The following is a 14,721-nucleotide window of genomic DNA, read 5'->3' on the forward strand; positions in this document are numbered from 1 at the left end:
CCGCGATGCACCCCAATGATGATGACCGCACCCAGTTCATGCCGCGCCCGGGTGGCCGTGCGCCCGAACCCGCGCGTGCCGAACCGGCGCCGCTGTCGATGCCGGCCGCGCCGATCCTGACCGGCAAAAGCCACGGCCTGAACCCGCTGGAAAGCGCCGCCGGCCCGCTGCTGGCCTTGCTGACACGCCTGCGCAACACCATCGCCCACCCGGCGCCGGCCAGTTTGCGTGCGCAGTTGCTGGCCTATCTGCGCCAGTTCGAAGAGCGCGCCGAAGCTGCTGGCGTGGCGCGCAACGAAGTGCTGCTGGCGCGTTACGCCCTGTGTACCGCACTGGATGAGGCAGTGTTGAGCACGCCGTGGGGCAGCACCAGCGATTGGGGCAAGCAGAGCCTGCTGATCACCGTTCACAACGAAGCCTGGGGCGGCGAAAAGGTCTTCCAGCTACTCGACCATTGCCTGCAAAGCCCACGCGAGCGCTTGTACCTGCTGGAACTGTTGTACCTGTGCATGTGCCTGGGTTTCGAAGGCCGCTACCGCGTGATGAACGATGGTCGCAGCCAGTTGGAAGCCCTGCGTGAACGTACCGCAGCGGCGATTCGCAGCGCCCGGGGCGACCACGAGCGCGAGCTGTCGCCGCACTGGCGCGGCGTGACCGTGGCGCGCGATCGCCTGGCGCAGTTCATGCCGCCGTGGATCGCCGTGGCCATCGGCCTGGCGCTGCTGCTGGCGTTGCTGTTCGGCCTGCGCCTGAAGCTGGCCGCAGACGCCGAGCCGGTGTTCAAGAATATCCATGCCCTGGGCGAGATCCCGGTGCAGGCCATCGACCGCCCCGTGGCGCAGCCGAAAGTGATCGAGCGCCCGCGCCTGGCCGGTTTTCTGGTGGAAGACATCAAGGCCGGGCGCGTCGCGGTGGAAGACAAGGTCGACCGTTCCGTCGTGACGATCCGCGGTGATGAGCTCTTTGCGTCGGCCAGCTCCAGCATCGTCGACGACTACCAGCCGCTGATGCTGCGCATCGCCGACGCGATCCGCAAGGTCAAGGGCCAGGTGCGCGTCACCGGGCACAGCGACAACCGCCCGATTGCCACGCTGCGCTTCCCGTCCAACTGGGCCTTGTCCGAAGCGCGGGCCAAGTCGGTGCTGGAGATCCTCGCGGCCAAGACCGGCCAGGGCGATCGCTTCAGTGCCGAGGGCAGAAGCGACACCGAGCCGGTGGCGACCAACGCCACCGCCGAAGGCCGTGCCCGCAATCGTCGGGTTGAAATCACCGTACTCGCGGAGGGCGTCGAGTGAAGGCGTTTTTCAGTTTTATGATTCGCTGGGTGATCCCGTTGCTGGGCCTGATCGCCCTGAGCCTGATCATCTGGTTTGTCGGGCCCCTGCTCGACGTGCTGGTGCCCGAAGGGCGGCGCTGGGCGCTGATCGTCCTGCTGTTTGCGGCCTGGCTCGCCTACCGTGTGTTCCGCATCCTCCAGGCCCGTCGCCAGGCCGCCGAAGTGATGCGCAGCCTGGCCGCGCAAACCCCGGCCGACCCCAACAGCGTCGCCACCGCCGAAGAACTCACCAGCCTGCGCCAGCGCATGGACGAAGCCCTGGCCCTGCTGAAAAAAGCCAAGCTCGGCGGGGATGAGCGGCGCAACCTCTACGAGCTGCCGTGGTACGTGATCATCGGCCCGCCGGGTTCGGGCAAGACCACCGCGCTGGTCAATTCCGGGCTGCATTTCCCGCTGGCTGCCCAATTGGGCGCCGGGGCGGTGCGGGGCGTCGGCGGCACGCGCAACTGCGACTGGTGGTTTACCGACCAGGCCGTATTGCTCGATACCGCCGGCCGCTACACCACCCAGGACAGCAACTCCCCGGTGGACAAAGCCGCCTGGCTGGGCTTCCTCGACCTGTTGAAAAAGCAGCGCTCGCGCCGCCCGATCGATGGCGCCTTTATCGCCATCAGCCTGTCGGACCTGCTGCTGGGCAGCGAAGCCGAACGCGCTGCCCACGCGGCGGCGATTCGCCTGCGTATCCAGGAGCTGTACACCCAGCTGGGCGTGCGTTTCCCGATCTACCTGATGCTGACCAAGCTCGACCTGGTGCCGGGTTTCATGGAGTTCTTCGACAACCTGAGCAAGGAAGAACGCGCCCAGGTGTGGGGCATGACCTTTGCCCTGGACGACGGCAAGCACAGCGACAGCCCCCTGGTGCACCTGCAAAGCGAATTCGCCGGCCTCGAACAGCGCCTCAACGAACGCCTGGTCGAACGCCTGCAACAGGAACGCGACCCGGCGCGGCGCGACCTGATCTACGGCTTCCCGCAGCAGTTCGGCGCATTGAAAGATTGCCTGCAAAGCTTCCTCGAAGGCGTGTTCAAACCCAACGCCTTTGAAGAGCGCGTCTTGCTGCGCGGCGTGTATTTCACCAGCGGCACCCAGGAAGGCAGCCCGATCGATCGCTTGATCGGCACCATGGCCCAGAGCATGAACCTGGACCGCCAGCACCTGGCACGCCAGAGCGGCAGCGGGCGCAGTTATTTCATCGAGAAACTGTTCAGCGCGGTCGCCTTTGCCGAGCGCGGGCTGGTGGGCGTCAACCCGCAGGTCGAGCGGCGGCGCAAATGGATCGCACGCGGCGTGCTCGCGGCCACCGTGGTGCTGGTGATCGTGGTCAGCAGCCTGTGGTGGGTCAGTTATCGCGCCAACCAGGCGTATATCGCCCAGGTCGACCAGAAGGTCGCGCCCCTGGGCCAGGCCGTACAGAACCTCAGCCCGGCACAGCGCGAAGTGCTCGCCGTGTTGCCGTTGCTCAACGCGGTGAAACACCTCGCCGGGGATTCGCCAAGTTGGTCCGAGGGTCTGGGCCTGTATCAGGGCGATATGCTCGAAGCCGAATCCGCCAGCGTCTATCGCAAGCTGTTGATCGCCGTCTTCGCGCCGCGCCTGGTGACGCGCATCGAGGAGCAACTGCACGGCGGCGGTAACTCCGACTTCCTTTACGAAGGCCTCAAGGCCTACCTGATGCTCGCCGACACCGAGCATTACGACGCGGACTTCATCAAGGCCTGGATCGCCCTCGACTGGGACCGCAACCTGCCACGCGACCTGCCCGCCGATCAGCGCCAGGCGCTGGCCGAACACTTGCAGGCGTTGTTCGAACGTCACCCGCCGAGCGCACGCCTCGATGCGCGCTTGATCGACGACCTGCGTCGGCAGTTGCAACAACTGCCAGTGGCCCAGCGCGTGTATGACCGGGTCAAACGCCAGAAACTGCCCGACGGTATTCCAGACTTCCGCCTCAACGAAGCCGCCGGCCGCGACGCCGCATTGGTGTTCAGCCGCAAAAGCGGCAAGCCGTTGGGCGAGCCGCTGAGTGGTTTCTTCACCGCCAAGGGCTATCGCCAGGCGTTCCTGCTGCGCAGCCTGAACCAGACCGGCACCCTGGCCGAAGAGCAATGGGTGCTCGGCCATGAGCAGGCCGACCAGCAGAACGTGGTCAGCCTGGCCGCCGACGTGCGCCGCCTGTACTTCCAGGACTACCAGCGCCAGTGGGATGCGTTGCTCGCCGACATCGACTTTGTGCCGATCACCAGCGTGGCCCAGGCGGCGGACGTGCTGCGGGTGATTTCCGGGCCGACCTCGCCGCTGAAAAAACTGCTGGTGGCGGTGGCCAGGGAAACCGACTTGCAGGCAGAGGAACGCCAGTTGGCGGCCAAGGGCGTGCCGGTCGAAGGCGGCGTGGACAAGCTCAAGGAACGCCTGGGCAACCTGCTCGGCCAGGCGCAACCGAACGCGGATGCGCCGGCCGCTGCGGACGACCCGGTGACCGCGCACTTCGCCGAGCTCAACAGTATCGTCAGCAAGAACGAAGGCGAGCCGGCGGCCATCGACGGCCTGCTGGCGGATATGAACGCGCTGTACGTGCAAGTCAGCGCCATGGTCGGCGCCAGCGGCGATGCCTTGCTCGGTGAGGCCAAGAACCAGGCTGCAGCGGCGGCCACGCGGGTCAGCCTGAACGCCGAGCGCCAGCCGCCGCTGGTGCAGGGCATGGTCAAGTCGGTGGTCAACTCGACCACCAACAGCATGATGGGCGGGGTGCGCAACCAGCTGAACGCGGCGTGGGTCAGCGAAGTGGTGAACGTGTATCGCCAGTCCCTGGCCGGGCGTTATCCGATGTCGCCGGGCAGCGCGCGTGACGCGACTCTGGATGATTTCGGCCAGTTCTTCGGCGTGGGCGGGGTGATGGATAACTACTTCCGCAAATATCTGCAGCCCTACGTCGATACCTCCGCACAGACCTGGCGCTGGCAGCCGGGCGCGGCGCAGAAACTCGGGATTGCGCCGGGTGTGCTGCAAACCTTCCAGCGCGCGGCGACGATCCGCGATGCGTTCTTTCGCTCAGGCGGTACTCAGCCGATCGTGCGTTTCGAGCTCAAGCCGGTGGCGATGGACGCCAGCATCACCCAGTTCCTGCTCGACCTCGACGGCCAGCAATTGAGCTACGACCACGGCCCGAGCCGTCCGGTGGCGATGCAATGGCCGAACCCCGGCAGCATTGGCGTGGTGCGTATTTCGATCATGCCGCCGTCGGCCAGCGGTCGTTCCGGCGTGACCCTGGACGGCCCGTGGGCCTGGTTCCGCCTGCTGGAACAATCGGACCTCACGCCCGGCAATGCGCCGGACCGCTTCAACCTGCGCCTGCGGGTCGACGGTGCGAGCATCGCCTACGAATTGCGTGCCAACAGCGCCTTCAACCCGTTCAAGAGCCGAGTGCTCAGTGGCTTCAGCCTGCCGGAGCGGTTATGACGACGTTGGGCTTCTACGGCAAGTTGGCCAGTCGCGGCGATTTTGTCAGCCGCGCCTTGCCGCAGAGTTTTATCGGCCCGTGGGACAGCTGGCTGGCGGCGGGCCTGCTCGCCAGTCAACACAGCCTCGGCGCCGGTTGGCTCAACGTGTATCTGGTCAGCCCGCTGTGGCGCTTTGTGCTGGCGCCCGGCGTGTGCGGGCCGAACGCGGCGGCGGGCGTGGTGATGCCGAGCATCGACCGGGTCGGGCGGTATTTTCCGCTGGCCGTGGTCGCCTTGCTCGATCACGACACCAATCCGGCGTCCCTGGTGGGCGGCCCGGACCGCTGGTTTGAAGAGGCCGAAGAGCTGTTGCTCGGCACCCTGGATGCCGGTGCCACCTTCGAGAATTTCAACGCCGGCCTCGACTGCCTGGGCTTGCCGGCGACGGAACCGCGCGCGGTGGACAGCCGTTTCGCCGGGCTGCAGCGGGTAGCCGCCACGGAACCCCATGCGCGCATGACCGCACTCGCCGAACAGGCCTGCGAAGGCGCCAGCCTGTGGTGGGGGCGTGGTTCGCAGACGATTTCCCCTGGTTTATTGCGGTGTCAGGGCCTGCCCGCCACCAGCGATTTTGCGCAGTTTTTGCTCGGACAAGAAGGTGTGATGTAGATGGGGTCGACGTACAAATCCGCGAGCAAAAGCCATGTGGGCATGGTTCGTCAGGTCAATGAAGACGCGTGCCTGGACCTGCCCGAGAATCGCCTGTGGGTGGTGGCCGACGGCATGGGCGGGCACGCCGCGGGGGATTACGTCAGCAGCCTGATCGTCGACAGCCTGCGCAGTGTGCCGCTGGGGCGTTCCCTCGAGGAATACTCGGCGGCCTTGCGCAACGACCTGATCCGCATCAACGCGGCCGTGCGTGAAGAAACCGCCAACCGTGGCGTGACCATGATGGGCAGCACCGTGGTGGTGTTCGCCGCACGCGGCTTGCGCGGCGTGTGCCTGTGGGCCGGCGACAGTCGCCTGTATCGCCTGCGCGACGGCGTGCTCGACGGCATTTCGCGCGACCACAGTTACGTGCAAGACCTGCAAGACAGCGGCCTGCTCAGCGAGGCCGATGCCCGTGTGCATCCGCGCGCCAACATCGTCACCCGCGCCATCGGTGTGGAAGCCCAACTGGAACTGGCGGTGGTCGACCTGCTGATCGCCCCCGGCGACAGTTACCTGCTGTGCAGCGATGGCCTGAACAAGACCGTCGAGGACCACGAGATCCGCGAGGTGCTCAGCCATGACGCCCCGGATGAAATCGTGCGCAGCCTGGTCCACCTGGGGCTGAACCGCGGCGCACCGGACAACATCACCGCCATCGTCGTGAAGGTATCGGCATGAACATCGTGATCCCGGGCTACGACATCGAAGGCGAGATCGGCGAAGGCGCCATGGCCAGCGTGTACCTGGCGACCCAGCGCTCGCTGGAGCGCAAGGTCGCGCTCAAGGTGATGGCGGCGGCGCTGGCGGCGGACCCGAGTTTCTGCGAGCGCTTCCTGCGCGAAGGCAAGACCCTGGCGCGGCTGTCGCACCCGCACACGGTGACCATCCATGACATCGGCAATGTCGGCGAGCTGTATTACATGGCCATGGAGTACCTGCCCAACGGCACGCTCAAGGAGCGCATCGCCGCCGGCCTCACTCCGGAGCAGGGCCTCACGCTGATCCGCCAGATCGCTTCGGCGCTGGGTTATGCCCATGCGCAGGGGTTGGTCCACCGCGACGTCAAGCCGGCGAACATTCTGTTCCGCGCCGACGGCACCGCCGTGCTGTCGGACTTCGGCATCGCCAAATCCCTGGACGACCGCACCCAGTTCACCCAGGCCGGTTTCGCCGTGGGCACGCCGAGCTACATGAGCCCGGAACAGGCGCGTGGCCAGGAAATCGATGGCCGCGCAGACCTGTATGCGCTGGGCGTGGTGCTCTATGAAATCCTCGTCGGCAAGCTGCCTTATAACGGCACCGACGCGCTCTCCACGGCCTTGGCCCACCTGACTGAGCCGCTGCCGGAACTGCCGCTGCATCACGGGCGTTATCAGGACGTGCTGCGCAAACTGTTGGCCAAGGACCCGAATGAGCGCTTCCCGGATGCGGCGGCGTTGCTGCTGGCGCTGGATCAACTGCCGACCGAGTCGCCGGACGCCACGCAGGTGCGGCCGTTGCCGATTCCGCTGAGTTTCGATCTGGCCGGCATCACTCCGCAATCCATCGAGATCCCGACCGACAAGCCGCAACCGGCGCGCCAGCCGGTGGTGCCGCCAACCCCACGGCACACGGTGTCCGAGCAGCGCCGTGGGCCGGTGTTGGCGTTGGCTGCCGTGGCGGTGGCGGTTGCCTTGGCCATAGGTGGCGCGGGTTACTGGTGGTTGAGCGGCAGTGATCAGCCCGCCAAGCCACCGGCTGCGGCAGTGCCCAAGGTGACACCACCGGTGGCGGTCGCCGAAGTGGACGGCGGTCAACGGCCCTTGCTGATGGCGGGCAAGAAAACCCTGTTCCAGCGCGTGCTCAGCAAACCCGGCGCGAAACTCGCCAGCGCTGCCGGCAGCGCGCCAGGCAAAGCCCTGCCGGCGTTTTCCGTGCTCTATGTGTATCAGCGCAAGGACGTCGACGGCAGCCCATGGCTGCGCGTCGGCGCCGCCACCGATGGGCGCAGCGACGGTTGGTTGCCGGCCGCCCAGGTCAGCGACTGGAAGCAAAGCCTGGTGCTCAAGTTCACCGAACGCTCCGGCCGGGCGCCGGTGATGTTCCTGCGCCAATCCGGCGAAGTGGAAAAGCTGCTGGCCGACCCCGCCGCTGCCAAAGGCGTGCTGGCCAAGGCGCAGAACAACCGCGACGACAACGGCCAGGTGCTGGCCCTGGAGCCGGCCGCCAGCGCGGTGCCGCAGAACCAGTTCTACCTGCTGCCGATCTTCGATTCCAAAGAGAGCTTCGACGACAACGGCCAGCCGGTGCAGTTGCTCAACGTCGCGTCCATCGACCCTGGCAGCAGCGCGGTCGCCAAGCCCGCGACCGCGCTGATCAACGCCAATGCCGATGCCTTCCGCACGGCGGTGGTGCTGGTGGTCGACACCACCGTGTCGATGCAGCCGTATATCGACCAGGTCCGCGATGTGGTCCACGAGCTGCAAACCCGCATCGCCGAACGCGGCGAGTTGGACAGCGTCAGCTTCGGCCTGGTGGGTTTTCGCAACAGCATCAAGAAAACCCCGGGCCTGGAATACGTGGCCAAGACCCTGATCACCCTCGACCAGGGCCGCGACCCGCAGCGCTTCCTCGACCTGGCGCGCGGGGTCAAGGCGTCGACCGTGTCCAGTCACTCCTTCAACGAGGACGCGTTTGCCGGGGTGATGCAGGCTGTCGAAGGCATGGACTGGTCCGGCTACGGCGGCCGTATCATCCTGCTGGTCACCGACGCCGGCGCGCTGCGCAAGAACGACCCGTTCGCCGCCACCCAGATGAACGAAGCCGAAGTGCGCCAGGCGGCGCTGGGCAAGCAGATCAAGATCTACGCCCTGCACCTGCGCACCGACGCCGGCAAGAAAACCCACGCCGGCGCCGAAAGCCAGTACCGCATCCTCACCGCCGACGCCAACCCGCAGATCGGCGACCTGTATACGCCGGTGCCGGGTGGTGATGTGCGCAAGCTGGGCGAGCGCGTCGATGAGATCGGCACGGTGTTCGCCAACCTGGTGCATCAGGTACGCAATGACACGCCACAGCCGCTGCCCTTGTTGAGCACCGCGCCAAGCCTGGCGGATAAATCCGCCGCCATCGGCTACGCCATGCACATGGACTTCCTCGGGCGCAAAGCTGCGAGCCAGGCGCCGCAACTGGTCAGCGCCTGGACCGCCGACCGCGACCTGACCAACCCGGCGCTGCCGGCGTTCCAGGTGTGCGTGATGTTGACCAAATTGCAGCTCAACGACCTGCAGCAGTCGCTGAAACTGATCGTCGACGCCGCCCGCAAAACCCAGACCTCGCCCAAAGACTTCTTCCAGGAAATCGCCAGCGCCTCGGCCTATATGAGCCGCGACCCGCAGGCCCTGCGCAAGGGCGGCAACCTGGCCGATGGCGGCATTCTCGGCGAATACCTGGAAGGCCTGCCGTACCGCAGCAAGTCGCTGAACATGACCCAGGACCTGTGGCTGTCGTTGAGCGTGGCCGAGCAGGAAGACTTTATCGACGAGCTGGATTCGAAGATCCGCCTCTATGAAACCTTCCACAATGACCTGGCCAACTGGGTCCGTTTCGGCGCTGCCGAGCCGGGCGATGCGTTGTACCGCGTCCCTTTGTCGACGCTGCCGTAATGCTGAACCTGAACGCGGTACACAAGAGCCGGGGCGTCGGTGCCCAGCGCTATAGCCTGGTGATTCCGGCGTTGCACCTGCGCGCGGGGGAGCAAGTGGCGATTGTCGGGCCGAGCGGGTGCGGCAAAAGCACCTTGCTCGACCTGCTGGCCCTGGTGCTCGCGCCGGATCAGGTGGACCGCTTCGAATTCAATCAGACCGATATCGGCGGGTTGTGGCGCGCTGATCGGCAGACCGCCCTGGCCGAGCTGCGCAGCCGGCACCTCGGTTATGTCCTGCAAACCGGCGGCTTGCTGGGCTTTCTCGATGTGCGCAGCAATATCGCCTTGTCCCGGCAACTGCTGGGGTTGAAGGACGATGGCAGCGTGGCGCGCCTGGCCGAGCAATTGGAAATCAGCGATCAACTGGCCAAGAAGCCGGCGGCGCTGTCGGTCGGCCAACGTCAGCGCGTGAGCTGCGCCCGCGCCCTGGCCCATGCGCCGCAATTGGTCTTGGCCGATGAGCCGACCGCGTCCCTCGACCCGCTTAACGCCGAACGGGTGATGCAGGCGCTGTTGGCCCGCGCTCGCGAACACCGCGCCGCTTGCGTGATCGCCACCCATGACGAACCCCTGGCTCGCGCCAGCGGCTTGCAGGTGCGCCGTATCGCTTGCCGTCGCGACACTGATGGCGGCATCACCGCCACCCTCGGGGAGGTGTGCTGATGCGCCTCGGCCTGGTGGCTTCCCTGGCTTGGCAGGATTACCGCAACGATGCGTGGCTGTCGGCCTGCGCGGTGCTGGCGCTGGTCGCCGTCGTCGCGCCGTTGCTGGTGTTGTTCGGCCTGAAGTTCGGGCTGGTCAGCAGTCTGACCGAGCGCCTGGAGAACGACCCGGCCACCCGTGAAATTATTCCGTTGGGCGGTGGTCGATTCAACCGCGCCTTTGTCGAGCAGTTGGGCCAGCGCGACGACGTGGCGTTCGCCATCCCGCGCACGCGGCAGATCGCGGCGACCGCGCAGGTGGGCACATTGACCCTGGAAATGCTGCCGACTGCGCCGGGCGATCCACTGCTCGACGGTTTGCCGATGCCCCAGGGCCTGGCGCAGATCGTGCTGAGCCACACCGCCGCCGAGAAGCTCGCGGCGCGGCCCGGGGATTGGCTGGAGACCGGCTTTGCGCGCCAGGTCGCGGGGCGCGTCGAAACCCGGCGCACGCGTTTGCAGGTGCTCGCGGTACTGCCGCTGGAAGCCTTCGCCCGTGACGGCCTGTTTGCTGAATTGAGCCTGCTGGAAGCGGTGGAAGACTACCGCGACGGCCGTGCCGTGCCAGCGCTGGGTTGGGACGGCGACGCGGTCGGCGCGGGCGAGCAGCGGGTGTATCCGGCGTTTCGCCTGTATGCGCGCAACCTCACCGATGTGGAGCCGCTGCGGGTGTTTTTCGCCGGGCAGAATCTGTTGGTGGCGACCCAGGCATTGAGCATCGCCCAGGTGCAGTCGTTGAGCCGCAACCTGTCGATCGTGTTCTGGATCATCGCCGGGTTGGCCTTGGCGGGGGCGTTCGCGGCGATCTTCGCCGGGGCGCTGGCCGCCGTGGCGCGCAAGCGCAGGGAGTTGTCGGTGTTGCGCCTGTTGGGCTTTTCCACCGCCGCGCTGTTGCTGTTTGTGGTGCTGCAGGCGCTCTACAGCGCCGGCTTGGCCGCCGTGTTCAGTGCGGGTCTGTATGGCCTGGCCGAGGCGGGCTTGAATCAATTATTCGTGCAGGTGCCGGGCGAACACGCCAGCCACCTGCTGGCGCGTCATTACGGCCTGGCCCTGGTGGCTGTGCTCGGCGTCAGCGCCGTGGCGGCAGCGTGTGGCGGTTGGCGCGTGGCGCGTATCCAGGCTTCTGAAGGAATCCGAGATGTATAAGTTACTGGGCGCCGCCTTGGCGCTGAGCCTGGCCTCGCTGGCGTGGGCCGATGAGGCAAGCGATAAGCTCGACAACCCCAAGCCGTTGCCGGACGACGTCAGCCTGCCGCTGCCGTGCGAAGGCAACATGGTGTTCCGCTACGTCTATGTGCTGGCCCAAGGCACGTTGGACGACCGCGAGATCAGCCTCGGCTACCCCTTTGCCGAAGGCGAGGCGGGCTATCAGCAGTCGTTCATTTCCGGTTATCGCCGCGACTTCATCAACGGCCAGTTCAGCCTCAAGGACCTGCCGAAAGACTGGAACAACGTCATCACGCCCTTGATGCCGAAGACCGACGCCAAGACCCCGCTCAAGCCGATGCTCTACTTCATCGGCAAGTACGAAGTGACCGCGCGCCAATACGCCCTGGTGATGTCCCAGGCGCAATCGCTGGCCAGTGGCGAACCGGCGCCCGCGTGCGATGCGCCCAGCGGCATGGCCGGGCGTTTGCCCAAGGTCAAGCTGTCGCGCTTTGAAGCCGAACGCTTCTCGGCGGTGTACAGCGCCTGGCTGATGAAATACCACCGCGAGTTGCTGCCGGTGAGCGGGCGTGGTGCTTCGGCGGACGACGGCGGCCTGGGTTTTGTGCGCCTGCCCACCGAAGTGGAATGGGAGTTCGCCGCACGCGGGGCCCAGGCCGTGAGCCGCCAGGACTTGGAAGGGCGCCTGTTCCCGCGGCGCATCGAAGGCAGCGAAAGCGACGGCCCGCTGGCCGATTGGGCGGTGTTCAACCAAGTCGCCGGCGGCACCGGCCAGGCCGCGCGGCTGCTGCCCATCGGCACCAAATTACCCAACCCGATCGGCCTGTTCGATGTGATCGGCAACGCGGCGGAAATGGTTCAGGAATCCTTCCAACTGGTACACGCCGGGCGTCGCCAGGGCGCCTATGGCGGCTTTGTGGTCAAGGGCGGCAATTACCTGGAGGGCGAGGGCACGCTGTTCACCGGCATGCGCCGCGAGTACCCGTTGTTCGCCGCCGACGGCACCGAGCAAAGCAACGAGACCACCGGTTTTCGCGTGGCGATCGGTGCGCTGTCGGCACCGCGTTCGCGCTACAAGGAGCTGTTCGCGCAGTGGCAGAAAGAAGGCCGCCTGGCCTCGCTGACCGATGCCATCGATGACGCCCAGGACCCGACCAAGCGCCTGGACAGCATCATCGCCGCCAGCGTCGACCCACGCCTGCAAGCCGAGCTGGGGCTGGTCAACGAAGAGCTCAAGCGCAACGTCTCGCTGATCGCCCAGCAACGCGAAGAAGCGGCGGGCAACCTGATTCAGTCGGCGGCGTTGGTGGCCGAGACCATCAATAACTACAACATCCGCCTGACCAATCTGCAGAAGAGCCGCCAGCAGGCCGTGGACGCCAAGGACGAGGCCAGCGCGCAGCTGTTTGCCGCAGCCATCGCCAACGGGCGCAGTGCCCTCGACGGCGCAGTGGCGATCTATATCGACAACCTGGCCACCGGCACGCGTTACACCGATGCGGTGATCCAGGCGCAGTTTCAACGGATCAAGGAAGAGTTGGATCGCAAGCCAGTGCTCGGCAAAAGCCTGGTGACGCGCGCGACACTGTTCGTTCGCCATGTCGGCAACTACCGCAAGCAACAGCGGGCCGACCCGGCAACGATCTTGAAGGAATTGCTCGCAGCCAGTGGTCAGCGGTCTTGATCGCTGGCTATAGAGCGAGCTTGGAAGGGACTCAGGCGGCGGTGGGCCGTGCTGGGCAAGTCAAACTTAAAAGAGAACACACCTATGCTTTTTTCCCGTAAGGCGGTTTCCAAGCGTCACTTGCTGCTGATCGCAGCCGGTTTCAGCACCGTGTTGACTGGTTGCGCCACGTCGCCGACGTCCAAAGTCGCGTCGAGCACCAAGGTCGAGTATTACCCGAACTGCTACGAGCCGGTGCAGCACCTGCGCGCGACCGATTCGGACATGACCAAGTCGGTCGTCACCGGTGCGGCCATTGGCGCTGCCGGCGGTGCATTGCTCGGCGCCCTGACCGGCGACTCCGAGAAGCGCGGCCGTAACGCCGCAATCGGTGCCGCGGGCGGCGCCCTGGCTGGCGGCGCGGCGGGTTACTACACCGAGCGTCAGAAGCAGATCGCCGATGACAACCAGCGTATTGGCTCCTACGCAGCCGACGTCAATAAAAGCGCCTCCGACATCGACCGCAGCACCGCCTACGCCAAGGCCTCCCAGCAGTGCTACCAGAGCGCGTTCACCAAGCTGGTGGCCGACCGTAAGGCCAAGACCGTCAACGACACCGAAGGCCGCAAGCGCCTGGCGGAAATCGTCTCCGGCCTGAAGGAATCCAATGACCTGATCGTCGCGGTCAACGGCAAGGCCAGCGAAGACCTGAACAACTACACCCAGGCTTACGAGAAAGACCTGCAACAGGTGGGCGTGCAGCGCAACGACGTGGTCACCGTGGCGACAGCGGATGCCACTCCGGCGGTCGTACCGGCCAAGAAAGGTAAGTCGACCAGCAAAGTCGTGACCAAGCGTCCGCCGCTGCCTGTGGTGCCGAAAGAAGCGGTCGCCACCGAAAGAACCTTCCAGACTGCCCAGACCAAGCAAGATGAGAGCAAGAAGGTCGCCAGCGCCGGTAAAGCACAGATCGAAGGCACTTGCCGCGATCCGAACCTGGCCGACTGGGCGCCGGTACCGTGCCCTAACGTATAAGCAAGTTGTTGCTATAAGCGGTAAACGCCAACCGATCTCCGGCTAAAGCGCGAGATCGGTGGCGTTCTTTCGGCAATTCGTTACACTGCTGCGGCCACTCAATAATTACACCGAGGCCGTGTGCATGAAATTTCGTCTTCTCCTCTGGGTACTGGGCCTGATGATGGGCAAAGCCAGCCGCACCAACCCTGCGTTCCAGCAGCAGTTGGGTGACAAAGACCTGGCGTTCCAGTTGCAGACTCTCGACGGCAAGGTTGCCCGTCACTTCATCGTCAAAGACCAGCGCATCACCAGCCGCTCGGGTGTCCACCCTGCGCCGGCTTTCGCCATTGCCTTTAAAGACGCCGCCTATGGCTTCGCCACGATGCAGGCGAAGAACAAGCAACTGGCGTTCATGACGGGGATTCAGGACAAGTCGATCCAGATCAAGGGCAACCCGGCGCTGGTGATCTGGTTCCAGGGCTTGACCAAGTATTTGAAGCCGAAGAAAAAGCAGTAGACCGAGGTGGATTCATCGGGGGCAAGCCCCCTCCCACACTTGACCGTGTTCGCAGATCAAAATGTGGGAGGGGGCTTGCCCCCGATAACGATCTAACAAGCTACCGATTCAGCCCTGGCTGAACTGCGAGGCCAATTCGCGCAACAGCACCTCGGCATCCAGCACCTTGGCCACGACTTCTTCAGCCTTGTCACGGCTCAAGCCCAGGCGTTCAAGCAGCTCGTCGGGGATGGTTTCGTGCGGCCCGGAGCCGATGCCCCGGCTGCGCAGCAGGCGCACGGCCAGGCACACCAGGTTGGGGTACTCGGCGTATTGGCCGTCGTAGGTTGGGTGACAAAGACCTGGCGTTCATGACGGGGATTCAGGACAAGTCGATCCAGATCAGGGGCAACCCGGCGCTGGTGATCTGGTTCCAGGGCTTGACCAAGTATTTGAAGCCGAAGAAAAAGCAGTAGACCGAGGTGGATTCATCGGGGGCAAGCCCCCT

At 65.5% G+C, this 14,721-nt stretch carries 10 protein-coding genes and 2 pseudogenes; 11 read left to right on the top strand and 1 reads right to left on the bottom strand.

Annotated elements, in window-relative coordinates; all coding sequences use genetic code 11:
- The first annotated feature begins 5 nt into the window (after positions 1-5).
- From AC07W0_RS14025 to AC07W0_RS14070, 10 genes are all read left to right on the top strand, one after another.
- Positions 6-1,295: a DotU family type VI secretion system protein gene (locus AC07W0_RS14025; RefSeq protein ID WP_017849973.1), complete on the top strand. Its 1,290-nt coding sequence runs from the start codon at positions 6-8 to the stop codon at positions 1,293-1,295.
- Positions 1,292-4,792: a type VI secretion system membrane subunit TssM gene (gene tssM, locus AC07W0_RS14030; RefSeq protein WP_102618737.1), complete on the top strand. Its 3,501-nt coding sequence runs from the start codon at positions 1,292-1,294 to the stop codon at positions 4,790-4,792. The genes AC07W0_RS14025 and tssM overlap by 4 nt, the downstream gene beginning before the upstream one ends.
- Positions 4,789-5,442 carry a type VI secretion system-associated protein TagF gene (gene tagF, locus AC07W0_RS14035; protein WP_017849971.1) on the top strand — a complete coding sequence of 218 codons (654 nt, stop codon included), beginning with the start codon at positions 4,789-4,791 and terminating at the stop codon, positions 5,440-5,442. The genes tssM and tagF overlap by 4 nt, the downstream gene beginning before the upstream one ends.
- Positions 5,443-6,162, top strand: coding sequence for a PP2C family protein-serine/threonine phosphatase (locus AC07W0_RS14040; protein ID WP_046381636.1), 720 nt, complete (start codon positions 5,443-5,445; stop codon positions 6,160-6,162).
- Positions 6,159-9,128, top strand: coding sequence for a serine/threonine-protein kinase (locus AC07W0_RS14045; protein WP_102618738.1), 2,970 nt, complete (start codon positions 6,159-6,161; stop codon positions 9,126-9,128). Before AC07W0_RS14040 ends, AC07W0_RS14045 begins: the two co-directional genes overlap by 4 nt.
- Entirely contained in the window at positions 9,128-9,832 is a 705-nt protein-coding gene (locus tag AC07W0_RS14050; RefSeq protein WP_046381638.1) for an ABC transporter ATP-binding protein, read from the top strand. The genes AC07W0_RS14045 and AC07W0_RS14050 overlap by 1 nt, the downstream gene beginning before the upstream one ends.
- Positions 9,832-11,016: an ABC transporter permease family protein gene (locus AC07W0_RS14055; protein WP_102618739.1), complete on the top strand. Its 1,185-nt coding sequence runs from the start codon at positions 9,832-9,834 to the stop codon at positions 11,014-11,016. Before AC07W0_RS14050 ends, AC07W0_RS14055 begins: the two co-directional genes overlap by 1 nt.
- The gene (locus tag AC07W0_RS14060; RefSeq protein ID WP_017849966.1) at positions 11,009-12,721 is read left to right on the top strand and encodes a formylglycine-generating enzyme family protein; all 1,713 of its coding nucleotides are present in this window, start codon (positions 11,009-11,011) and stop codon (positions 12,719-12,721) included. Before AC07W0_RS14055 ends, AC07W0_RS14060 begins: the two co-directional genes overlap by 8 nt.
- Before the next feature lie 84 nt (positions 12,722-12,805).
- Positions 12,806-13,735, top strand: a complete 930-nt coding sequence (gene tagQ, locus AC07W0_RS14065; protein WP_102618740.1) for a type VI secretion system-associated lipoprotein TagQ — start codon at positions 12,806-12,808, stop codon at positions 13,733-13,735.
- Between the two features lie 124 nt (positions 13,736-13,859).
- Positions 13,860-14,234 carry a hypothetical protein gene (locus tag AC07W0_RS14070; protein ID WP_046385148.1) on the top strand — a complete coding sequence of 125 codons (375 nt, stop codon included), beginning with the start codon at positions 13,860-13,862 and terminating at the stop codon, positions 14,232-14,234.
- A gap of 108 nt (positions 14,235-14,342) precedes the next feature.
- Here AC07W0_RS14070 and AC07W0_RS14075 read toward each other — a convergent pair.
- Positions 14,343-14,564: pseudogene (locus tag AC07W0_RS14075) on the bottom strand (histidine kinase); the annotation flags it as partial.
- 11 nt (positions 14,565-14,575) lie between these two features.
- Here AC07W0_RS14075 and AC07W0_RS14080 point away from each other — a divergent pair.
- Positions 14,576-14,689: pseudogene (locus tag AC07W0_RS14080) on the top strand (helicase); the annotation flags it as partial.
- Positions 14,690-14,721 lie beyond the last annotated feature (32 nt).

Source organism: Pseudomonas sp. GW704-F2 (assembly GCF_059423025.1).

Bases quoted from the DNA above. Each gene is read 5' to 3' on its own strand.
- AC07W0_RS14025 (WP_017849973.1), top strand. From the start codon at position 6: ATGCACCCCAATGATGATGACCGCACCCAGTTCATGCCGCGCCCGGGT.
- tagF (WP_017849971.1), top strand. From the start codon at position 4,789: ATGACGACGTTGGGCTTCTACGGCAAGTTGGCCAGTCGCGGCGATTTT.
- AC07W0_RS14040 (WP_046381636.1), top strand. From the start codon at position 5,443: ATGGGGTCGACGTACAAATCCGCGAGCAAAAGCCATGTGGGCATGGTT.
- AC07W0_RS14045 (WP_102618738.1), top strand. From the start codon at position 6,159: ATGAACATCGTGATCCCGGGCTACGACATCGAAGGCGAGATCGGCGAA.
- AC07W0_RS14050 (WP_046381638.1), top strand. From the start codon at position 9,128: ATGCTGAACCTGAACGCGGTACACAAGAGCCGGGGCGTCGGTGCCCAG.
- AC07W0_RS14055 (WP_102618739.1), top strand. From the start codon at position 9,832: ATGCGCCTCGGCCTGGTGGCTTCCCTGGCTTGGCAGGATTACCGCAAC.
- AC07W0_RS14060 (WP_017849966.1), top strand. From the start codon at position 11,009: ATGTATAAGTTACTGGGCGCCGCCTTGGCGCTGAGCCTGGCCTCGCTG.
- tagQ (WP_102618740.1), top strand. From the start codon at position 12,806: ATGCTTTTTTCCCGTAAGGCGGTTTCCAAGCGTCACTTGCTGCTGATC.
- AC07W0_RS14070 (WP_046385148.1), top strand. From the start codon at position 13,860: ATGAAATTTCGTCTTCTCCTCTGGGTACTGGGCCTGATGATGGGCAAA.